General features: G+C 35.2%; 19 protein-coding genes. 14 read left to right on the top strand and 5 right to left on the bottom strand.

Annotated elements, in window-relative coordinates; genetic code table 11:
• The first annotated feature begins 1 nt into the window (after position 1).
• The 8 genes from H0Z29_03005 to mgtE are packed head-to-tail and all read left to right on the top strand — an operon-like array spanning position 2 to position 8,517.
• Positions 2–1,135, top strand: a complete 1,134-nt coding sequence (locus H0Z29_03005) for a cation transporter (GenBank protein ID MBO8130469.1) — start codon at positions 2–4, stop codon at positions 1,133–1,135.
• A gap of 26 nt (positions 1,136–1,161) precedes the next feature.
• Positions 1,162–2,130, top strand: coding sequence for an aminopeptidase (locus H0Z29_03000; GenBank protein ID MBO8130468.1), 969 nt, complete (start codon positions 1,162–1,164; stop codon positions 2,128–2,130).
• A 31-nt stretch (positions 2,131–2,161) separates the two neighbouring features.
• Positions 2,162–3,313, top strand: a complete 1,152-nt coding sequence (locus H0Z29_02995; protein MBO8130467.1) for an aminotransferase class V-fold PLP-dependent enzyme — start codon at positions 2,162–2,164, stop codon at positions 3,311–3,313.
• A complete protein-coding gene (locus H0Z29_02990) occupies positions 3,310–3,903 on the top strand; it encodes a LemA family protein (GenBank protein MBO8130466.1) in 594 nt (197 codons plus the stop codon). Before H0Z29_02995 ends, H0Z29_02990 begins: the two co-directional genes overlap by 4 nt.
• A complete protein-coding gene (locus tag H0Z29_02985; GenBank protein MBO8130465.1) occupies positions 3,904–4,617 on the top strand; it encodes a TPM domain-containing protein in 714 nt (237 codons plus the stop codon).
• A 5-nt stretch (positions 4,618–4,622) separates the two neighbouring features.
• A complete protein-coding gene (locus H0Z29_02980; GenBank protein ID MBO8130464.1) occupies positions 4,623–5,075 on the top strand; it encodes a TPM domain-containing protein in 453 nt (150 codons plus the stop codon).
• A 20-nt stretch (positions 5,076–5,095) separates the two neighbouring features.
• The gene (locus tag H0Z29_02975) at positions 5,096–7,129 is read left to right on the top strand and encodes a hypothetical protein (protein ID MBO8130463.1); all 2,034 of its coding nucleotides are present in this window, start codon (positions 5,096–5,098) and stop codon (positions 7,127–7,129) included.
• 32 nt (positions 7,130–7,161) lie between these two features.
• Positions 7,162–8,517 carry a magnesium transporter gene (gene mgtE, locus H0Z29_02970; GenBank protein MBO8130462.1) on the top strand — a complete coding sequence of 452 codons (1,356 nt, stop codon included), beginning with the start codon at positions 7,162–7,164 and terminating at the stop codon, positions 8,515–8,517.
• Between the two features lie 4 nt (positions 8,518–8,521).
• Here the strand turns inward: mgtE and H0Z29_02965 are convergent, their stop codons facing one another.
• The 4 genes from H0Z29_02965 to amrB form a co-directional block, all read right to left on the bottom strand.
• Entirely contained in the window at positions 8,522–11,635 is a 3,114-nt protein-coding gene (locus H0Z29_02965) for a PD40 domain-containing protein (GenBank protein ID MBO8130461.1), read from the bottom strand.
• Between the two features lie 70 nt (positions 11,636–11,705).
• A complete protein-coding gene (locus H0Z29_02960; GenBank protein MBO8130460.1) occupies positions 11,706–13,688 on the bottom strand; it encodes a T9SS type A sorting domain-containing protein in 1,983 nt (660 codons plus the stop codon).
• 14 nt (positions 13,689–13,702) lie between these two features.
• Positions 13,703–14,566, bottom strand: a complete 864-nt coding sequence (locus tag H0Z29_02955; GenBank protein ID MBO8130459.1) for a DUF2520 domain-containing protein — start codon at positions 14,564–14,566, stop codon at positions 13,703–13,705.
• Positions 14,556–15,392 carry an AmmeMemoRadiSam system protein B gene (gene amrB, locus H0Z29_02950; GenBank protein ID MBO8130458.1) on the bottom strand — a complete coding sequence of 279 codons (837 nt, stop codon included), beginning with the start codon at positions 15,390–15,392 and terminating at the stop codon, positions 14,556–14,558. Before amrB ends, H0Z29_02955 begins: the two co-directional genes overlap by 11 nt.
• 151 nt (positions 15,393–15,543) lie before the next feature.
• Here amrB and H0Z29_02945 point away from each other — a divergent pair, with 151 nt between their 5' ends.
• Positions 15,544–16,761 (top strand): aminopeptidase P family protein, encoded by a 1,218-nt coding sequence (locus H0Z29_02945; protein MBO8130457.1) that lies wholly within the window; start codon positions 15,544–15,546, stop codon positions 16,759–16,761.
• Positions 16,762–17,097: 336 nt separating this feature from the next.
• Here the strand turns inward: H0Z29_02945 and H0Z29_02940 are convergent, their stop codons facing one another.
• Positions 17,098–17,541, bottom strand: coding sequence for a hypothetical protein (locus tag H0Z29_02940; protein MBO8130456.1), 444 nt, complete (start codon positions 17,539–17,541; stop codon positions 17,098–17,100).
• A 175-nt stretch (positions 17,542–17,716) separates the two neighbouring features.
• Between H0Z29_02940 and nadB the strand changes: the two genes are divergently transcribed.
• The 5 genes from nadB to rsmB all read left to right on the top strand — a co-directional run bounded on the left by nadB (position 17,717) and on the right by rsmB (position 22,403).
• Positions 17,717–19,285: an L-aspartate oxidase gene (nadB, locus tag H0Z29_02935; GenBank protein ID MBO8130455.1), complete on the top strand. Its 1,569-nt coding sequence runs from the start codon at positions 17,717–17,719 to the stop codon at positions 19,283–19,285.
• Positions 19,286–19,411: 126 nt separating this feature from the next.
• Entirely contained in the window at positions 19,412–19,627 is a 216-nt protein-coding gene (gene yajC, locus H0Z29_02930) for a preprotein translocase subunit YajC (GenBank protein ID MBO8130454.1), read from the top strand.
• Positions 19,628–19,638: 11 nt separating this feature from the next.
• Positions 19,639–20,151, top strand: a complete 513-nt coding sequence (gene def / locus H0Z29_02925; protein MBO8130453.1) for a peptide deformylase — start codon at positions 19,639–19,641, stop codon at positions 20,149–20,151.
• Between the two features lie 12 nt (positions 20,152–20,163).
• Positions 20,164–21,093 (top strand): methionyl-tRNA formyltransferase, encoded by a 930-nt coding sequence (locus H0Z29_02920; protein MBO8130452.1) that lies wholly within the window; start codon positions 20,164–20,166, stop codon positions 21,091–21,093.
• On the top strand, positions 21,090–22,403 hold the full coding sequence (gene rsmB, locus H0Z29_02915) for a 16S rRNA (cytosine(967)-C(5))-methyltransferase RsmB (protein MBO8130451.1): 1,314 nt from the start codon (positions 21,090–21,092) through the stop codon (positions 22,401–22,403). Before H0Z29_02920 ends, rsmB begins: the two co-directional genes overlap by 4 nt.
• Positions 22,404–22,407: the final 4 nt, after the last annotated feature.

The raw sequence follows: 22,407 nt of genomic DNA, 5'->3' as shown, positions 1-22,407 counted from the left end.
AATGCATTATTATAGTAAAAATAATAGAGTGAATTTTAGTTATCAGCGTATTGAGGGATGGTCTTCAATTCTATTAAATATTTTACTTTTTATATCGAAAATTATAGTCGGTTTTATTGTTAATTCTCTATCATTGATAGCTGATGCATTTCATTCATTATCTGATGTTGGTACATCTGTTCTGGTACTGATTAGTTCAAAAGTTTCTTCTAAGCCTGCGGACCCAAAACATCCTTTCGGTCACGAAAGGGTGGAATATGTTTCTACTTTTGCTATGGCAATTATTTTAATCGTGGTTGGTATTGAATTTTTAAGGGAGGGTATCCCAAGAATCTATAGAAGTATTTCTATTAAATTTTCTATTCCCCTTGTTCTGTTTGTATTATTGACAATAATATTAAAATTTGGGCTTGGTATTTTTTCACATAGGCTATCAAAGAAGGGAAATTCAGACCTACTTATGACAGAATCGATGCATCATTATAGTGATGCTATTAGTTCCATTTTTGTATTGGTTGCAATTCTTTCCTCGAAGCTCGGGTTAAATTTTTTAGATGGTGTATTTGCCTCATTGATTGGGTTGGTGCTTGCCTATTCAGGATATAGATTTATTTTAAATTCTATAAATCAGCTTATAGGTGTAGCACCGGATTTGACTTTTATCCAGTGGCTAAAAGGTTTTACAAATAGATCTGAAGGAATCTATGGTATTCACGATGTAATGATCCATTCCTATGGCTCAAAAAAATTCATAAGCTTTCATATAGAAGTAGATAAAAAACTGACACAGGATGAAGCACACGATATTGTAGAAAACCTGAGGGAAAAAATACAGCAGTATGTTGATGCAAATATTACTATACATGTTGATCCAATTGACATAGATAATCCACTGGTTGGAAAGGTCAAGAAAATTCTGGACGGTTTTATTAAAAGTACAGGGGATATAGAAGAATATCATGATTTGAGAGTCATTGAAAAAGATGACCATAAAGTTATTATTTTTGATATAATTCCAGTGAAGGATAAAGGCAAAAGTCCTAAAGGGATTTCAGTAAAGCTGGAAAGATTGATAAGTAGTAATATAAAGGGGTATGATATTAGAATTAACATTGATCCTCTATATTATTACTGATTAAAAATAAATACGGGAGGATTATATTGGAGAAAAAAGAGCTATTAGCAAAATCGGCTAAAATTGCTCTCCAGCAATGTATGGCGTTGAAGTCTGGTGAGCACTTTTTAATAGTGACCAACCCTGAAATGCTCTCCATGGCAGAGGCATTATTTGAGGTTGGTAATAAATTAACTCGTGAGACTCGTATGATTGTATATCCCAGAGGTAAGATGAATGGAGAGGAACCTCCACAATGGGTTGCGGAACAGATGTTTGATGCAGATGTAATAATTGGAATAACAGTTACAAGCATAACCCACACTCGTGCAAGGAAAAGAGCTTGTGAAATTTTTAAAGCTCGGGTTGCAACAATGCCTGGAATAACCGAGGATATTTTTATACGTGGATTGAACGCAGATTATAATGAGATTTCTAAGATATCTCATAAGCTTCTTGAATATTTTGAAAGAGCAAAAGTTGCTAAGGTGACGACACCTTACGGGTCAGATTTTACTGTTGAACTGGGTAATCCTGCAGAAGTGTCTGATGGGTTGTGTCATAAACCCGGTATGATTGTTAATCTCCCTGATGGGGAAACTGAATGTGCACCAACGAATGCCAACGGTGTAGTTGTAGCGAATATAAGTGGAGAGCTTATAACTGAGCCAACGAAGATAACATTGAAGGATGGATATATTACTGATATTGATACTTCAAATGATTCAGGAAAGCGCTTTAAAGAGTTTATTGAGAATGCAAAAAAGATTGATGGGAATAATAACTCTGAATTCATAGCTGAGTTTGCGATGGGAACGAATCCCAGTGCAAAGATAACTGGAAATATTCTGGAGGATGAAAAGGTGTTAGGGACTGTGCATATTGCTTTCGGAACAAATAGCAGTTACCCGGGTGGTAAAAACAACAGCTGTATACATCAGGATGTAATATTACTTGAGCCAACTGTGTGGTTTGATGAGGAACTGGTCATGAAAGACGGCAGGTTATTGGTTTAAGAAGTTAGCAAAATTACAGATAGTTGTTAGCATGTTCGATATAAATTATATAAGGAATAAATTTAGCCTTTGTGATGAGTTAATATACTTGAATAATGCAGCGACTGGCCCTCTGCCTGACAGTACAGTATCTGCAATCAATGAATACTTAAAGCAAAGACAGTGTAGCAAGATAAACAATTGGGAATGGATACTAGGGAAAAAGGACAGGCTGAGATATTTATTTGGCAAAATTATAAACTCACAACCCGATAGAGTCGCTATCTTACAAAACACCAGTCAGGGGATAAATACAATTGCATCTGGCTTGGATTGGCATGAAGGAGATGAAATTCTTATTCCAGAGAGGGAATTTCCGGCAAATGTATATCCTTTTTTAAATTTGAGAGAAAAGGGTGTGAAAGTAAAATTTTTGCCAAAACCTGAGGGAGGATTGACACAAGAAGTTTTAAGTAAAAATATCACTGAAAGAACGAAAATGTTAAGTGCAAGTTTTGTGGATTTTATAACAGGTTACCGTATTAATTTAAAAGAAATAGGTGAAATATGTCATAATAATGATATTATATTTTTTGTTGATGGGATACAGGGAGTAGGTGTAATACCTGTTGATGTAGAAGAGGCAAAAATAGATGCCTTGGCATGTGGTGGTCATAAATGGTTATTGTGTCCACAGGGTGTCGGATTTTTGTATGCGAGTGAAAGGTTACAGGGGATTATAAAGCAGAAGTTTGTGGGCTGGACATCGGTCAAAGATCCTGAGGATTTTTTAAACTACAATCAAAAGCTGACAGAAAGTGCGAGGAGATATGAATTGGGAAGTTTTAACAGTGCTGGAATTGTGGGTGGTGTTGCGTCTCTGGAACTATTATTAGAGGTTGGAATTGATAATATTTATAATTATGTTATGGCACTAATTGATTTGATCTATGATAATTTCTGTAGAGAAGGTTTAAAATTAAATTCCAACATGGATAGAAACGTCCGATCCGGGATAGTTTCTTTTTATCCACATGAGAAAAGAAAATCCGAATTATTGATAAGCTACCTTAGGAAAAATAATATTGAAGTTAGTATGAGGGAAGGTGTGATAAGAGTATCTCCTCATTTTTATAATACAATTGGCGAGATAAATAAATTTTTAGAGGTTTGCAAAGAATTTTTAAAATTGGAGGTAACATGAGGTCAGGCAGGTTAAATCTATTAATTATCGGAGTAATAATAGTATTTCTGATTTTTTATTTTATTGGGGGTTATAATTCTCTGGTAAGACTGGAGGAGGAAGTAAATAGTGCATGGGCACAGGTGAGCAATCAGTACCAGAGAAGAGCAGATCTGATTCCGAATCTGGTTGAGGTCGTAAAGGGCTATGCAAAGCATGAAAGGGAGACATTTCAAGCGGTTACTGAGGCTCGAGCAAAAGCAACACAGATAACATTATCACCGGAAATATTGGATAATCCAGAGGCATTCAATAAGTTCCAGCAAGTTCAAGGGGAGCTAAGTTCAGCTCTTGCGAGACTTTTGGCAGTAGCAGAGAACTACCCGCAGCTAAAAGCTAATGAGAATTTCCTTTCTCTGCAGGCACAATTGGAAGGGACTGAGAACAGGATTGCTGTTGAAAGAAGGAGATTTAATGAAGTGGTGAGAAGATATAATACGAGAATCCGTAGGTTCCCGACCAATATTATAGCTGGACTTTTTGGATTTGAAAGAAAAGCATACTTTAAAGCAGAACAGGGTGCTGAAAAAGCGCCGAAGGTACAGTTTTAAATGAGAAATCTTTTACTATTCCTGACGGTAATATTTGTCCTTGCAGTTAATTTATACTCTCTTGAAATACCACCACTTAAAGGTAGAGTTATGGATCTGGCCGGGGTACTAACTCCAAGCCAGGTTTACAGACTTGAGGAAAAGCTGTATCTATTCGAAAAGCAAACAACGAATCAGATAGCAGTTTTGATAATCCCATCACTTAAAGAGGAGTCACTTGAGGACTTTTCAATAAGAGTGGCAGAAAAGTGGAAGCTTGGTGCGGAAGGCAGAGATAATGGTGTCCTACTTCTTATATCTATAGCAGAAAGAAAAATAAGGATTGAGGTTGGTTATGGGCTTGAGGGTTCTTTACCTGATATAGTTGCATTTAATATTATAAGAACTCAAATTGCTCCATATTTTAAGAAAGGATTGTATTATGAGGGTATAAGTGCTGGAATAGATGGAATAATTGGTGCTATAAGAGGAGAGTTTTTCGCAGAGCCTGAGAGGGAGATTTCTGAAAAAGAAGTAGGTAAATCAATAGGCTCACTTATAACTTTTATAATTTTAATGATTCTTTTCCTACTTCCTGGACGCAGACGAATGGGATGGTTCTGGGCAGGAGTAGGTCTTGGATCATTTTTTAGAGGAAGTTCTGGAGGAGGTTTCGGTGGATTCTCTGGTGGTGGAGGCGGATTTGGAGGAGGTGGTGCCTCAGGTGGCTGGTGATAGATATGGCACTAATAGATAAATATTTCAAAAAAGAAGACTTAGAAAAAATTGCACGTACTTGTACGGAGGTTGAGAAAAACACTTCAGGTGAGATCAGAGTAAGTATTTACAATAAGAAGCCCTGGCGCCTCAGGAAGAAAAATATTTTTGAGCTTGCATTATATGAATTTTATCGGCTTGGTATGGATAAGACCAGAGATAGGACAGGGATTTTACTGTTCATTTTATTAAATGAGAGAAAATTCCAGATACTGGCTGATAGCGGTATAAATGAAAAGGTTAATCAGGAGGTCTGGGACAATATTGCCTCAGAATTAACAAGTTATTTCAAACAAGGCAAATATATGGAAGGTGTTGTAAAAGTAGTTAAAAAAATGGGTAAGGTACTTTCGAGGTATTTTCCACGAAAACCTGATGATATAAATGAATTGTCTGATGAGGTAAGTGTAATGTAGTAGATCAAAAGGAAGCTTTTATGAGGAGAGTGTTTACATTTTTATCTTTAGCTATTATAATTTTCGGTTATTCTTGTATGGAAAAAGAAGAGGGATATATGATTGGTCAGGAGGAGGCAAAAAAAGTAGTCGATAAAATGATTGAAAAGTTTGGGATTCAGGCGTCTGATCGTATAAAAATTGGGGTGGAGCAGGTTAGAAAATTCTGGTCTGAAGAAGATGGAAGTTTGAAAGACTTTGAAAATTTTTGTATGAATAGTTTTATAGCAGATAAAAAAAGGCTAGATAGCAGTTTTATGCGAATAGAATCGGCTTTTGAAACAATAAACGGTTTGCTATTACAGATGGAAAGAGAACTGCAGTGGAATATTCATGTTGATGTGGGTCCTATCTATCCCGTTGATCTTATGATTGCGAGTTTTAATCTATCATCCCACCTCCAGGAGGATTTATTTAAGAGTAAATTGGCTTTTTTCATACTTTTGAACTGGGAAAAGAAAACCTTACAGGAATGTCTACGTTATGGTGGAGAATGGGATAGAAAGAAGTGGGCAGAGGTGAGATTAGCACAAACTGTAATATCCAGAGTTCCCTCGGAAGTACAGCAGGAAGTTCATGAAGCTTTTTTGAAAGCTGATAATTACATAAGCAACTACAATATCTATATGCACAATTTGCTAACAGAGGACGGCAAAAGATTGTTTCCGAAAGGATTAAAATTAATATCCCACTGGGGCTTACGAGATGAGTTGAAACAACTCTATAAAGAACCTGATGGGTTCGAAAAGCAGAAAATGATTTATGAAGTAATGAAGAAGATTATTTATCAAGAGATCCCGAAAGTGGTAATTAATAACCCTGATGTTGATTGGAAGGTTTATTCAAACCAGGTAATAGGGAAAAATGCTGATAATACTCCAGAACCTAATACACGATATAAGCATTTACTCGCTATTTTTAATGCTGAGAAAAGGATGGATCAATATTATCCATCTTATCCTACCTTTATTGATAGAAGATTTAATCTAGATCGAGAAATACCTGAGGACACAGTAGTAAAAATGTTAGATGAGCTATTGTCGTCAGATGAATTCAGAAGAACTGCAAAGATAATTGAGAAAAAGCTGGGAAGAAAACTGGAACCTTTTGATATATGGTATACAGGGTTAAGGGGACAGAGTAAATACAAACAGGAAGAACTTGACAGGTTAGTAAAAGAGAGATGTCCTGATATAGAAGCATTTGAGAAAGATATTCCTAGCATTTTAATGAAGCTTGGTTTTGATAAAGATATAGCAACATTTATTGCAAGTAAAATAGAAGTTGATCCTGCAAGAGGAGCCGGACATGCGATGGGTGCAGAAAGAAGGGACGATAAAGCACATCTCCGTACAAGGTTTTCTGAGGAAGGTATGGATTATAAGGCATATAACATTGCGATTCATGAACTTGGTCATAACACAGAGCAGGTAATATCGTTGAATATGATTGACTATTATTTTCTTCATGGTGTTCCTAATACTGCATTCACAGAAGCGTTTGCATTTTTATTTCAAAAAAGAGATTTACAATTATTAGGTTTAGACGATTCTGATCAGGGGGATTTGAATATCTTACATCAGCTATGGTCCGTATGTGAGATTGCTGGTGTATCACTTGTTGATATTGGTGTCTGGAAATGGATGTATAATAACCCGGATGCTACAACGGAGGAGTTAAAAAATGCCGTTATAAAGATTTCTAAGGAAGTATGGAATAAATATTTTTATCCTGTTTTTGGAATAAAAGATGAACCTATTCTTGCGATATATTCACACATGATAGACGCAGGTTTATATCTTCCGGATTATCCTATTGGTCATATTATTCAGTTCCAAATAGAAGATTATATGAAGGGTAAAATCGTTGGCGAAGAAATGTTGAGAATGTGTAAAATTGGAGAAGTAACCCCTGATCAATGGATGAAAGAGGCAGTAGGAAGTTCGATATCTCCAAAATCTCTACTAAATAGAGCTCATTATGTACTTGAGAGGTATGAAATGATTGATAAATAATACATAGTTTTATTAAAAGATTTATTTGAACAATGTTTAGGGAGCTTGTTATTCCGGAAATAAGAGAATTAATTAAAGATAAGGACTTCAGAAGTCTTAAGGAGTTTCTGAAGGATTGTCACCCATCAGATATAGCTGATCTTCTTGAAGGGCTGTCTGACGAGGAGGCAGGCATTTTATTCTTGTTATTATCACGAGAACAAGCTGGCGATACATTTACAGAAATGGAGCATTCTAAGCAGGAAGCTATTCTTAAAAAATTGAACGAAAGGCAGATTCGGGACCTGATACTGGAGCTTGAGCCTGATGAAAGGACAGAGCTTTTTGAGGAGTTGCCAGGAAATATTACTAAAATGTTGCTTGAGTTACTCCCGCCAGAAGAGAGGAAAGAAACTCTTCAAATTCTTGCATATCCCGAAAATACTGTGGGAAGATTAATAACACCAGAATATGTAGCTGTAAAGCCTTACTGGACAGTTAAGGAGGCTATGGATTATATCCGTAAAAATGGTAAAGATGCAGAGACAATTGATATGGTCTATGTAATAGATGATAATGGGAAATTGATAGATGATATACCGATCAGGAGATTTATTTTAGCAAATCCTGACGATAAAGTTGAAAAGTTAATGGATAGACATTTTGTATCCATTTCTGCATATGAAGACCAGGAAAAGGCTGTCCAGTTAGTTAAGCAATATGATCTTATTGCGTTACCTGTTACTGATTCACATGGAGTTTTAATTGGGATTGTTACCGTTGATGATATTATAGATGTTATGGAAGAAGAAAGTACAGAGGATTTCAGGAAGTTAGGTGGTGTTGGTCTTACAGAGGAGGAAGACCTCGTTACGAATATTAAAGAGATGTCTTTTAGGAGCTTATATAGGGGTAGAATGCCATGGCTTCTTGTTCTTTTATTTATGAATATTTTTTCAGGAGGAGTGATTAGTTTTTTTGAGGGTACAATTGCAAAATATGCGGTTCTTGTTACATTTTTACCAGTTATAATTGCAACGGCTGGGAATGCAGGGTCTCAGAGTTCCACACTAATGGTGAGAGCGCTTGCAATAGGAAATGTTAGATTAAATGATTGGGCAAGACTTATTGGCAAAGAATTGTTGATTTCAATAGCTCTTGGTATTACGGCAGGAGTTGGGATATTTTTTATTGGTATTGCAAGAGGTGGTATAAAAATATCCATTATTGTCTTTTTGACAATGGTGGTAAATGTTATTGTTGGGAGTTTATTGGGAATGTCACTACCCTTTATTTTCACAAAACTAAAAAGAGATCCAGCTACAGCCAGCACCCCTCTTATCACAACAATATGCGATATCGTTGGGACTTCGGTATATTTTATAATAGCAACATCTATTCTATATTAAAAATTTACCAATCTACACCAAGTGAAAACATCCATAGCGGTTTATACCACCTGTCAAGATCATATCTCCAGGCAACATCTATTTTCAAAAGAGCTATTCCTACATATATACGTGTTCCAAATCCTGTTCCCATCACAAGATCATCCATATAATATCCGCGATAAGTGTCTTTACCAAAGGGATGAAAATCGTTTCCATACCAGGCAGAACCAATGTCGAGGAATGTTACTCCATGAATTCCACCCATTGTCATTGGGAGTGGCCAGCCAAGTGACAGGTATTTTATAAAGGGATATCGAAATTCAGCATTGATAAGAAAGAATCGCGTACCTTCTCTTTCGTAATACCTTGCCCCTCTTAATGGAGTGATAAACTCAGAAAAATATAAATCGCTCAGGTTACCATAATTATGTCTTCTGCTCAATCTGTAATTCATCCAATTTTCTTCTCCACCGACAAAGAACCTCTGAGGATTTTCTCCATTGCTCATTCCCATAGATAATCTTATGCCAAAAGAGTACTCAAAACTTGTCTTAAAATACTTTCTAATATCAGCTTTTACAGTGGTAAAGGAAAGACTTGTATTTTTATATTTTGGACTTGTAATTAATCCTACCCATATCCTCCAACCATCGATAGGATAAAAGTAACTCCAGAGGGAATTATCATATACCCAGTTTATCCCTGGCAATATTGTATTAATATTATACTCATAGTATTTTTGTCCTGTAAAATATCCAAAACCCTCAGCTTTTACATTATATGATAAAACAGAAATTTCAATCCTCTCATATATAGACTTTGGGTATATAGCAGCTATGTAGCCACCGTAGTTTCTGAATCTGTAGAGTAGTGGTTCTGGCAAGCTATAGGACGATACTGATATAAAGTCGGCATTGTTAAAGATCAAGAATGAATAGTCTGTTCTTTTAGCTAAATAATCATAAGCGATATAATAATCACTGTTTTTAAGATTAATATTGTTCTCTGTAGCTATAGTTATCCTATTATTCCCGAGGATATCGCTTATTACAAAAACAGCTATGCCGTTGTATCCCCATAGAGAACTATATGAGAAATAGCTGTATACAAGATCGAGAGTGAATTTAGTCTTGTATTCTTTAATTCTTACTGAATCCTGGCTTATTTCTCCTTCACTTTGTTTGTTATAAATTGAGTCCTGTCTTTGTGGTATTTGCCAGTTCTCATATCCCGGTGCGAAGATATATCTGGAAAAGTCCTTCCCCCGTTTGATTATCTTTGTTTTACTTAACTCCGTTTTCTTTTTGGATGGTTTAAAAATTGGATAATATCTTATGTTTTTATCAGTGTCTTTGAGGAATTCTTTAGCAAATATTGTTGGTTTAATTTTCTCCTTTACATCAGGTTTATCTAATGGGTTACTATAAATGTATATATCCCAGCCAAAATCACAATATCCAGCAAATGATAGCTTGGTATCATCATCAGAAATTGAAATTTGGTATATTCCTGTTGATACATTTGTAATTGCTTTTTTCTCTTTTGTATCAAGATTGATGACGAAAATGTTTGATATACCATTATAGTTAGATGTATAGATTATTGCATTTTTGGTGTTTGCCCAGATTGGGGACTCTTCGTCCCAGGGAGTGTCCGTTACCCTTTCTACTTTTTTAGTCACAAGATCATATATAAAAATGTCTTTTTCAGCATAATTGAAGGAGTTAAAATCAACGTTGCCATTATCATACTTTATAGTATCAGTAGAAAGTCCTCTTTGAGAAACAAACGCAATTTTTTTTCCATCTGGTGACCAGCTTGGCTCAAAATCTGAGAACTGGTCATTTGTTAACCTTATGAGTTTTTTATCTTTTATACTATAGATATAAAGGTCAGTTCGATCATTTTTTAGACCAATGAAAGCTATATTTTCACCATCGGGCGACCAATCGGCAGTATAGATCTCATCAACTTCATCGAAGGTGACTTTTTCCTGTTTCCCTGTTTTTACATCGACAAAAAGAAGAGCATCGTGGAATTTGCTTTTTACTGCAAGGACTATTTTTTTGTTGTCAGGGGACCAGCTGAGTTTTGGATTTAACCATTTTAATTCTTCGAGTTCCGGAGTTCTTTGCCCTTTTACAAGTTTTTTCAGCATTTTACCATCGAGAGCTGATATCAGGAATATATCTGCGTATCCATCCCTATCCGACATAAAGGCAATCATGTTTCCATTTGGGGAAATTGCAGGACTGACATTATAGTAACTATTTACTTTTTCATGATCAGTGAGTTTTTTTGCTATATCTTCAATGTCTGATCTATCCTGATAATCTGGCCAGAATTTCTTTTTTAGCCATTTCTGCCACTTTTCCTCAAGTTTTACAGGTTCGATTCCAAAGGTTGTTTTTATTCCTCGGGAAACAGATTTTTTCCCTTTCATGTTGGACCATAATTCACCTATTTTTTCAAGTCCGTACCTCTCTGTTACAAAATAGTAAAAAGATTGCCCCCCCTTATATGCCATATATCCATTGAGATTGGAAAATCTTGGTACCTGTTTATTTATGACAAGATCCCTTAGAATCAAATCGGCTTTATCGTCCCATCCTATAGATATAAATTCAGCTAAACCTTCATGCATCCACAAAGGTATGTTTAGGGTTACAGCTCCCGAAACGACACTTGAAATATTGCCACCGTAAATTAAATCATTGATGAATACATGCACGAGTTCGTGCCTTATTACATGTCTGAAGTTATCATAGGAGCCGTCATAAGCTACAACGGCTCTGTTTTTGAATAATTCGGTAAAACCGGCAATACCCTCTGTCAGTGTTTCAAGAGTAACATTTGTCTGCTGGAAATCACTATGGGAATTGTATATTATTAGTACTATCCTTTTATTTATTTTCCAACGCAGAATAGTAGAGTAATCATCGTAAGCTTCCTCAGCGATTTTTGCTGCGAAGTGTGCTAAGTTTTCTCCTCCTTCATAGAAGTAAATATCAAAATGGGATGTTTGCAAAATTTTCCATTGAAATTGTTCATATGTAACTTTATTTTTCCCGAAGTATTGTGCTTCTAATGATGTTGAAATTATGATTATGAGTATTATCAATAAAGAACTTCTCATCGCAAGATCAATTTAATTTTTTTCATTATAAATAGACATCTTTTTTAACATAATGTTAAAAAGAACATTGCTATTTTAGATAAAGCACTTTTTTAAACAATGTTCCATCTTTGTGTTTAAGTTTTATAAAATATATTCCACTAGGGATATTCATTGGATTCCAGATTATTTTATTGTATCCCTTTTTTGATTTATTATTGACTAGTGTCTCGATATCTTGACCTATTAAGTTATAGATATCAATTCTAAATGGGGTCTCATCGGGTATATAAAATGGAATATTTAAAACATCATTGAATGGGTTCGGGAAGGGTTGCAAAAGGAGAATACCTTCAGGGTAGTATCCCAATTCAGGTATTATATTAGAATAACTTATTGTTTTTAAAACCCAATCGTCAGGGTCCACTTTTACCGATTCAGGTACGAAGGTTTCAGGTAGGTAAATATAATATTCCTGAACTCTTTGATTATTCCATACTGAGATAATGGTGTCCTTAGTATTAGAAATTATTTGAATATCCAATGGCATAGTGAAAGGGCTCTGTGCTTGACCTTGATTGATCTTTATGTATACAGTATTTTTATCATTGCCAAAATAGAATCTATATGTTATATAGTAATTGGGTATGCCACCTGAGTACACCCATTGGTCGAAAAACCAATTCAGAGTGTCACCATAGATGTATTCGCACACCCTTTGAAAGTCCTCCGTAGTTGTGGACCGATATTCAAATCTTTTTCGGTATTCTTTGAAAATTTTAAAAAAATTTGTATCACCAACAACTTTTCGCAGCATATGTAAAACCCAGGCTCCTTTATCGTAAACTGTGAGATCAAACATTTTAGCTGGATTGGTTGTGTCTTGAAGGTAAAGAGTGTAATTATTCCATAGGTTAGGTCTATTTAAAAGATTCATGTAGGAATGTAAGGTCTGTTTGCCATATTTATGCTCTAACCAGAGAGCTTCGGCATACCTTGCAAAACCCTCGTTTAGCCATAGGTTTCTCCAGTTTGCACAGGTGATCATGTTTCCCCACCAATGGTGGGCAAGTTCATGACATATCAGCAACCTGTCGAAACTACCAATACCAGTGCAGGTTTGGTTTTCCATGCCTCCGGGCCAGGTAATTTGTACCTGTCCGTATTTTTCATTTATGAAGGGGTATTCGCCCCATATTGATGAGAAAAACTCCATCATTTCCAGGGTAACTGGTAGTTTCTCTTTCGCTCTTACCGAGTCTTCGGGGAACACCCAGTAAAAAATTGGCATTTTTTTTATACCTGGATATTCCTGACTCCAGGAATAGTAATTACTAATATACATAGCAACAAGGTAAGTTGAAATAGGGTAATTTTCTTTCCAGTGATATTTTTTAAAACCATGTTCTGCTTCATATATTGATACAAGACAACCGTTACTGGCAGCTACCAGAGTATCGGGAACTGTTATAAAAATGTCAACTGAATCGGCTTTATCATTCGGTACATCCTTACATGGGAACCAGCTTCTTGCATAATATGGTTCATTTATTGTGTAGATTACTGGATAATTAACACTATCAGATGTATCTAAATGGGTATCGAACACAAATCCATCGTTGCCAAAAATAGCAGGTCGGCCGTGATACTTTATACCTATTGTAAATATTTTACCTGACTCTACAGGAGTTTGAAGATTTATTTTCAAGATATTTCTTGAAATGGATGTATCTCTTACATTTTCATAAAATTCGTCAATTAGAATATTTTCCCCAACACCATAAAAGTCCAGATTTATCTCAGATAGATTATTTTCATTAGATATAGCTTTTATTAGTGTATTTCCATAAATGATCGAACTGTCAATATCTACTTTAATTTCTATTCTGTAATAAGTCACATTGTAGTTGTCTCTTTTTACATTGGGGAGCGTTTCTAAGGTGGTTTTTAGCAATTGAAAATTTTTTTTGCGATTTTCTATTTCCGTTAGAATCCAATCCGGGTTTAATTGTGGATAAATAATATTTTTCACGGTGAGTATTAGTATAAATATTGAAGTAATTAATTTCTTCATTGTGTCTTAGCGTTCTACATAAATATTTTTTTGATATTTTCAGACATTGGCATTTTATTCTCTATTAGTTTTTGACATATTATTTTACCAGAAAGCAAGTAAAGACTTTTGAGCTCAGGATATTCTTCCAGAATTTCAATGTGCTTTTTTATTATATTATAATCACCTCTCAAAATTGGGCCTGAAATTTCCTTTTTAAAATTATTGGTAATGGAACTGTCAAATTTATTCGAAAAAATTTTATTGAAATCTTCTCTGAAATTTTCAATTTCCAATTGATTGGTTGACATGAGCTTCTTTATTTCAGTTGCTAATCCAACGGTGTAATTCAACAGGAACACAGCAACAGTATGTAAAATGAGCTTTTGTTTTTCAGTAACTATTATCCCAATTTTTCCAATTTTTTCAGCAAGATTTTTTAGCCAATTTGCTATATCACCCTCACATGTAAAAAGTGTTTCTGGTATTAGGCTTATTCCTGTTTCAATATCGGGAATACTTATAAATGGGTGAAAGGCACCTGTTTTTGCACCTATTTTCTTAAGCGGGGAAAGTGCTTTTGATCCAATAGCACCGGAGGTGTGGAAGATAATAATGTCATTAAGATCATAATGCAGTTTGCATAATCTTTGAACTAAGGATTCAATTGCATCATCGCTAATGGAAATTATCATAAAATCGATATTCTGTGGTAAATTCTTTAGATCAGTGGAGTATCTTTTAAAGTCAATGTATTTTAAAGCATTTTTTAATCTTTCACTCGATCTATTCCAGCAGAATGCCGGGATATATCCTTTTTTACTAAGATGGTATGATATTGATATTCCTGTCTTACTTGCCCCAAGTAAAGCAAAGGAATTTTTTTTATTATGGTTCATAAATAACAGCGGAAAGGTAGCCAACTACTTGTGATTTTGTACCAGAGGTATCTCCAGAGTTTTTATAATCAAGGGTTTTGAAAACAGGACTGCCTGATAGTTTAGCATATTTCAATAACGTTAAAATTGGTGCTATTCCACAGGCTTCAAGGTTATTTCTTATAAAATCTTCTTCCAGCTCTTCCAAATTATATTTTTCGAGCTTATTTATAAGTAGCCTGTCGATTTTAACAGCTATATCGTAGCTATGGTAATGGGAAAGGTCAGAGCTTGCAATCACTATAAAATTATGGTTTTTTGAAGCCTCTTGCAGAGCTGTCGAAAGTTCATTTATTACATTCAAATCATGTTCTCCAATTACAATTGGTACGATGTTGAAGTCATTATTAAAAATTACCTGAAGAAATGGTAATTGAACCTCAAGAGAATGTTCTTCCCTGTGTCCACTATATGATAAGTCAATATATTTGTGATTTTCAGCCAGGAATGTTCCAATTTCTTTATTGACTTTTACCAGCCCAAGGGGTGTCTGATAATAATCACCGGGAAATATTGATGCTCCTAAAAAGTATTCCTTGTGGCTTGGAGCGGTTATTATTATGTCCTTTGCTGGATTATTTTTTAAAAATTTGTAACCTGCTGCAGCGACAATACCGCTATATATGTAGCCTGCATGTGGTGAAATAATTCCATATACCTTTTTAGGTTTGATATCAAAATCGGGTGCTTCATTTAGAAATTGGTTTATCTGCTGGGTCAGACTTGTTATTGATCCAGGGTAAAACATCCCGGCTACTACTGGCTCTCTTATAATTTTTTCAGCCATTTCTACCTCTATTTTCAATACAATTAAAAGTAAATCTAAAGTATGATAAAATCAAGAAATGTTATTTTATATGCATATTATGTTTGTGAATAATTGAAATAAAATTGTTAATATTGACAAGGTATATTTAGCAAATGATGAGTTTTATATGCTGAAGGAAAATTTGATTAGGGAGAAAGTTGCTCAGGCTAAGAGTCTTTTAAAGTATTTTAATATCGATTGCTGGATGACGGTTACCAGAGAGTCTGGTTTAAATGGTGATCCAATCCTTCCCTATCTTTTGCCTGGAGATGTTACATGGTTAACGGTTATAATGTTATTTAAAAATGGGAATGATGCTGTAATAGCTGGTGAGTATGATATAGCGAGCGTAGATGAATTAGGGGTTTATAGAAATGTAATCGGGTATAAAGAAAGTTTGAAGAGTGTTTTTCAGGAAATTTTAAAAAATGAGAATCCTCGTACCATTGCTTTGAACTATTCCGAAGACAGTGAAATTTGCGATGGGCTTACTCATGGGCTCTATATTAAGATGAAGAATTACCTGAGAGAGTTAGGATTTGAAAGTAGAATAATATCTTCAGAACCTATTATCTCAGCGATTCGGGAAAGAAAGACCAAGTCTGAGATAAAGCTTATAAAAAAAGCTATAATTGAAGCAGAGAGGATATTTGATGAGGTAAGAGATTTTATAAAGCCTGGTGTAAGTGAAATAGAAATTGCAGATTTTGTGAGGAGTAAAGTAAAAGAAAGAAATTTTACAACAGCATGGGATGAAAGAATATGTCCGTCCGTTTTTACTGGACCAGAGACTGCAGAAGCACATTACAAGCCTACTGGCAGAAAGGTTGAAAGAGGGCATGTTTTAAACATGGACTTTGGCGTTAAAATAGACGGTTATTGCTCTGATTTACAGAGGACATTTTATGTGCTGGAAGAAGGAGAGACTTCGCCGCCTGAGGAGGTTATTAGAGGGTTTAATACAATAATCAGGATCATAGATGAGTCCCGAAAGGCGTTAAAGCCTGGGGTAAAGGGTATCGAGGTGGATACTATAGCAAGGCAAATTTTAAAAGAAAACGGTTATGATGAATTTCCTCATGCTCTTGGACATCAGGTTGGTCGATTTGCTCATGATGGGACAGCTCTTCTTGGTCCTGCATGGGAAAAATATGGTGATAGACCTTTTAAGGAGCTAATGCCAGGAATGGTTTTTACAATTGAGCCGAGGTTAAAGGTTGAAAATAGAGGTGTTATCACAATTGAGGAGATGGTATTAATTGCTGAAAATGGGGCAGAGTGGCTTTCTCATCCTCAGAAGCAAATACATATAATTCGTAGAATCCCTATTCGGGATAAGATAGATTAAAAAGTTTTTAACTATGGGCTATACTTTTAAAGATTGACAATTTCAGACTTCTTTTAATCAATCAGTATGTTCGTAGAATCCCTATTCGGGGAAGGTATCAAGAGCTGCATAATAAAGTGTATCTTGGCGGTGGGTACCAAATTTTGCATTTATGAAAATTGTATCTCTGGGGATATACAGGAACTGGAAATCATTTCCGAATAGCTTATGTTTAAATCAAGCTCATTTTTAAAACGATGATTAATAGTTTTGGTGAACACAGAGAGTAATGAATATTTCATCTTCATCTCATTCATCTTAATGTTACGGTTTTTTAATTATCAATTTAGGATGTTCTTAATTTGGGATTATGATTGTTGTATCAAGGTCCTGTTCCGCACCAAGCCATAGCAGGTTGACCAGTAAGTGAAATGAACCCGGGTAGAAATTATCAAAGACAAAATCGTTTTTAAAGAGGCAGATGCAATCAGCTGGAGGTCCTGTATCATCGAGTGTAATTTCGATTGTGTTATTGTAGGTAAGTACACTGTCAATAAATTTAGCGCCGCAGTTTGTAATAAATCTGATGCAAATAAAAAGCGAGTCATCATTGACCATTATTGTATCCAGTTGAGGTTTAGGGTTGTATAATGCCAGATAATTGGAGAGGTTTTCACTCTGGCAACCATAATTTATCATTTTCATGTAGTTAATATTGCCACTGTTTTTATCAAGTTCAGTCTTACTGCAGGAGGTTATTATGAAAAGTAAAAATGAAATTATAAATAAATTTTCTTTCACTACTTCCTCCTTAATCCTATTGGTTTTATTTTAAATAATAAAATCTATTTTGTCAATATCCATAAACTAGATATTTAAAAGGTTTTCAGTAAACGTTTAATTTTTAATAAATTAGCGGGTAACTATCGTTGATTGGAAATTATAGAATAGTTAGAAAGGAATAGTTTTGGAGAAAATGAAAAAGGAAGAAAGTGTAATATATACAGACGTGTTGGTTATAGGTAGTGGTCTTGCAGGATGTGCATCTGCACTGTCAGCTGCAAGAGAGGGGCTGGATGTAATTATTATAACATCTCAGAATAATTTCTTTGAATCCTCATCAAATTATGCCCAGGGAGGGATAATATACAAAAATTTAGAAGATAATCTCGAAAGATTCATTGGAGATTTCCGAAAAGCGGGAGATTATCTTGTAAATGAGAAAGCTGTAAAACTGCTATATGAAAAGGGTCCTTCTCTAATTGACGAGATACTTGTGAATGATCTGAAAGTCCCTTTTAACAAGAATGAAAAAGGTGAGTTTCATCTTACGCTTGAAGGTGCTCATTCTTTACCAAGGATAATACATGTAAATGATGTCACCGGAGAGTCAATTCAGAAAAATTTTTACAAAAAACTAAAGGCTGTTTCGAATATAAAAATTTATACAGGAGCTACTGCAGTTGACCTTATAACTCTTGCCCATCATTCATTAAATCCATTACACATATACGAGCCAAGTACCTGTTCCGGTGCCTACGTATTCTTCCAGAAAAAGGGAAAGGTAATTCCCATTTTATCTAAATTTACTATTCTGGCAACGGGAGGTCTGGGATGGATATATTTACATTCAACGAATCCAGAGAACATCAGAGGCGACGGATATGCAATGGCATACAGAGCTGGTGCCAGATTGATGAATATGGAATATGTCCAGTTTCATCCAACCACTCTTTATTCGAATGATACGAAGCGATTTTTAATAACTGAGGCTTTGAGAGGTGAAGGTGCCATCCTCCGAAATAGATTTGGTCAGGATTTTATGAAGAAATATCATTCAGATGGATCGCTTGCTCCAAGAGATGTCGTATGTAGGGCGATAGTTCAGGAGTTATTGAAGACAGGTGGGCAATGTGTATATCTTGATGTAACACATGAGGATAGCGATTGGATAAAGGAAAGATTCCCTGGTGTATATAGGAGATGTCTGGAAGATGGAATTGATATAACAACCCAACCAATACCTGTAGTCCCTGCTGCCCATTATGAATGTGGTGGAATAGCCACGGATTTACTGGCAAATACAACTATAAACAGATTAAAGGCTGTTGGTGAGGTTGCCTGTACAGGAATTCATGGTGCGAATAGAATAGCTTCAAGTAGCCTATTGGAATGTTTGGTATTTGGAACAATTGCAGGGAGAGACTGTGCGGATAGAATTAGAAAAGAGTCGATGATAATACCGAATGTTCCTGCCTGGAAAGAAGAGAATGAAGAAGTTGACCCAGAATTATTACATCAGGACTGGTTAACCATCAAACATACAATGTGGAATTATGCAGGGATAATTAGGACTAAGAAAAAGCTTGAAAGAGCGTATGGGATTATTGAAAAGTTGAGACAGGATATTTATCCTTTCTATGCAAATGGGCGCCTGAGTGATGATTTAATTGGATTGAGAAATGCTGTAACCACTTCGTTTTTGATTCTGCATGCTGCAAAATTAAACAAACAGAGTCGTGGTTGCCATTACCGATTAGATTGATTAAAATTAAAAGGTTTTTAAAATAAAGGAGGTAAAGTGGGTAGTTTATTATATGCAGCTGGTCAATCGTCAGGTTCAGGTAATTCGCTATTAGCATTTTTACCTTTTCTATTGATAATCTTGATAATGTACTTTTTAATGATAAGACCGCAGGCTAAAAAGCAAAAAGAAAAACAGATTATGTTACAAAGTCTTCAACCTGGCGATGAAGTGATGACGATTGGTGGAATAATAGGAAAGATAGAGGGTATAAGAGAGAAGGAAAATGTTGTTATCCTCAGGATTTCAAAGGATGTGAAAATACAGGTATCTAGAAACGCAATTGCCAGCAAACTAAATTGAAAAGGTGTATTATGAAAATTTATCTTTATGGTTCTCCTATTTTGGAGAAAAAGGTAAAGGATATTGATAAAATACCGGATGGTTTTGATAAAATAATTAAAGAGATGTTCGAAACGATGTATGAGAATATTGGTATAGGGCTGTCGGCAAATCAGGTGGGTCTGGATATGAGTTTTTTTATTACTGATATATCAGTACATGAACCTGAATATAAACGTATGGTTTTCATAAATCCGCAGATAGTTTACTCAGAAGGCGAAAGCGAAATAGAGGAGGGATGCCTGAGTATTCCGGGAATTAGATCAAATGTAATAAGACCTGATACAGTTATAGTCAGATATAAAACACCTGAGGGGGAAGAAAAGGAAGAAAGGTTTTCCGGTTTAATGGCAAGGGTAATACAGCATGAGATAGACCATTTGAATGGAATTTATTTTGTCGATAGAATTAGTCCTCTTAAGAAGAGTTTTTTGGCCTCTCGTTTAAAGCGGCTAAAAGAAAAAGCTTTGCGAGGAGAACTATAGGATACATATCCTATGAAAATAGTATTCATGGGTAACCCTGAATTCGCACTACCATCTTTATTAGCGATAAACAAATCGAGACATAAGATAGTGGCTGTTGTTACAAATCTGGATAAACCTAAGGGCAGAGGTTTGAAACTCCAGAAGACACCGGTGAAAAAGCTTGCTGAGGATCTTGGATTACCGATTTTACAACCGGATTCGCTAGAATCAGAGGTTTTTTTAAATCAGATTCGAAGTTTTAACGCGGATATTTTTGTTGTAGTAGCATTCAAGATACTTCCAGAATCACTTTTGGAGATACCTCCAATGGGTGCTATAAACCTCCATGCTTCACTATTGCCGAAATACAGAGGAGCCGCTCCAATAAATTGGGCATTGATAAATGGAGAAAAGAAAACAGGAATTACAATATTTAAGATAAGAAAGAAGGTGGATACTGGCGAGATTCTTTATCAAAAATCAGTTGAAATTAATGAAGACGATACCGCCGGTGTATTGAGTCAGAAACTTGCAAATCTCGGTGGTGAATCCCTGGTGAAGGTTCTTGATTTGCTGGAAGAAGGAAAAATAGATCCTATACCCCAGGATAATAGTAAGGCAACCTATGCTCCAAAAATTACTACTGAGGTGGGGAAGATTAACTGGAAATTAGATGCAAAAAAAATAAAAAATTTAATTCATGGTCTATCTCCTGATCCGGGAGCATATTCATATATTTTTAAAAAAAGAGTAAAGTTCTTGAAAGCAGGCTACGAGGAATTGGATACAAGTTACTTGCCGGGTACAATAGTTTATATTGATAAAAAACAATTGAAAATACAGACTGGCAAAGGTCTTTTAGTACCAAAAGTACTACAGATGGAAGGGAAAAAGCCTCTTGATGTAGCTTTTTTTATAAAAGGCTTCAGAGGTAAGATTGGGGACAGATTCATATCGTGAATGCAAGAGCTGCCGCTGTTTTGACTCTTAATAGATTTGGAAAGGGATCGAATTATAAGCTTGAAATAGAAAAATTTGCCAGACAATATAGCGTTCCAGATAAAGATCTGTCTCTATTTTATAGCATAGTTAAAGGGGTAATCCAGAATCTTTGTTATATAGATTTTATAATTTCCCTTACCTATAAGAAGAATATAAAAAAACTCGAGCGGATTGTTTTGAATCTGTTAAGGGTTGGAGTTTATCAAAAAATGATTTTAGGAGTGCCTCCACATGCTGCGGTTTATGAGACAGTGAATACTGCAAAGGAGATTTGTAATACTGAGATTTCAAAACTTGTGAATGGAGTTTTGAGGAATTTACCCAACGAGTCCATTATTGAAAAGAAACTAAGAGAATTTAATGAGATAAAGGCGTTATCAATAAAATATTCTCATCCAGAGTGGCTTGTCAAAAAATGGGTTGGGCAATTTGGCTACAATGAAACAGTTGAATTATTGAAATTTAACTCTATCATTTATAGTCCTTTTTTTCGACATAATCCAATGAAGATCAAATGGGAAGATTTAGTTTTTGAAATTAAAAAAATGGGAATTAGCATAAGAGATACTGAATACAATGGTTTTCATTTTTTTAGATCCAATGAACCATCTGCATTGTTGCGTAGTAGGCTTTTTCAAAAAAGATGTTTTTCTGTCCAGGATTTATCCCAGGCTTTGTCCGTTTTTTTACTTCAGCCGGATGATAATGATATAATTCTGGATTGCTGTGCTGGTCCTGGTGGGAAGACAACATTGATTGGGCAGATTACAAAGAGAGCAAAGCTGATTTCTTGTGACATTTCAGCACGTAAAATTTATTTGCTGAAAAAAGAGGTAGATTTGATTGGTATCAAGAATGTAAAGTTGCTAAAGCTTGATGCGTCAAAGGATGATTATCCGGAGTTTAACAAAGTGATTATAGATGCTCCATGTACTGCAACAGGGACAATTGCTAAGAATGTAGATGTTAAGTTTAACAGAAAGCCTGAAGATATTGACAAACTAAGAATGCTACAAATGGATATCCTTAAAAATATTTCACGGCAGATGAAAAGAGGAAATATACTGGTATATTCCACCTGCTCTTTCGAAAGGGAAGAAAATTGGGATGTAATTGATAAGTTTCTTAGTACAAATGTTGATTTTAGAGTCGAGCATGCCTGGAAGTTTATCGATAAAAAGTACTGTGACGATAGAGGAGCGGTTTTTGTGCTCCCATATAAGCACAAGATGACCGGAAGTTTTGCTGTTAGATTATTTAAGTATTGAATAA

Source organism: Candidatus Neomarinimicrobiota bacterium, from assembly GCA_017656425.1.
GTDB lineage: Bacteria > Fidelibacterota > UBA2242 > UBA2242 > B5-G15 > JACDNV01.
This window is presented reverse-complemented; position numbering and strand designations above follow the sequence as displayed.

Bases quoted from the DNA above. Each gene is read 5' to 3' on its own strand.
- H0Z29_02965 (MBO8130461.1), bottom strand. From the start codon at position 11,635: ATGAGAAGTTCTTTATTGATAATACTCATAATCATAATTTCAACATCA.
- yajC (MBO8130454.1), top strand. From the start codon at position 19,412: ATGTACTTTTTAATGATAAGACCGCAGGCTAAAAAGCAAAAAGAAAAA.
- mgtE (MBO8130462.1), top strand. From the start codon at position 7,162: ATGTTTAGGGAGCTTGTTATTCCGGAAATAAGAGAATTAATTAAAGAT.
- amrB (MBO8130458.1), bottom strand. From the start codon at position 15,392: ATGGCTGAAAAAATTATAAGAGAGCCAGTAGTAGCCGGGATGTTTTAC.
- H0Z29_02990 (MBO8130466.1), top strand. From the start codon at position 3,310: ATGAGGTCAGGCAGGTTAAATCTATTAATTATCGGAGTAATAATAGTA.
- H0Z29_02920 (MBO8130452.1), top strand. From the start codon at position 20,164: ATGAAAATAGTATTCATGGGTAACCCTGAATTCGCACTACCATCTTTA.
- H0Z29_02980 (MBO8130464.1), top strand. From the start codon at position 4,623: ATGGCACTAATAGATAAATATTTCAAAAAAGAAGACTTAGAAAAAATT.
- H0Z29_02985 (MBO8130465.1), top strand. From the start codon at position 3,904: ATGAGAAATCTTTTACTATTCCTGACGGTAATATTTGTCCTTGCAGTT.
- H0Z29_02995 (MBO8130467.1), top strand. From the start codon at position 2,162: ATGTTCGATATAAATTATATAAGGAATAAATTTAGCCTTTGTGATGAG.
- H0Z29_02955 (MBO8130459.1), bottom strand. From the start codon at position 14,566: ATGAACCATAATAAAAAAAATTCCTTTGCTTTACTTGGGGCAAGTAAG.
- def (MBO8130453.1), top strand. From the start codon at position 19,639: ATGAAAATTTATCTTTATGGTTCTCCTATTTTGGAGAAAAAGGTAAAG.
- H0Z29_03005 (MBO8130469.1), top strand. From the start codon at position 2: ATGCATTATTATAGTAAAAATAATAGAGTGAATTTTAGTTATCAGCGT.
- nadB (MBO8130455.1), top strand. From the start codon at position 17,717: ATGAAAAAGGAAGAAAGTGTAATATATACAGACGTGTTGGTTATAGGT.
- H0Z29_02960 (MBO8130460.1), bottom strand. From the start codon at position 13,688: ATGAAGAAATTAATTACTTCAATATTTATACTAATACTCACCGTGAAA.
- H0Z29_02975 (MBO8130463.1), top strand. From the start codon at position 5,096: ATGAGGAGAGTGTTTACATTTTTATCTTTAGCTATTATAATTTTCGGT.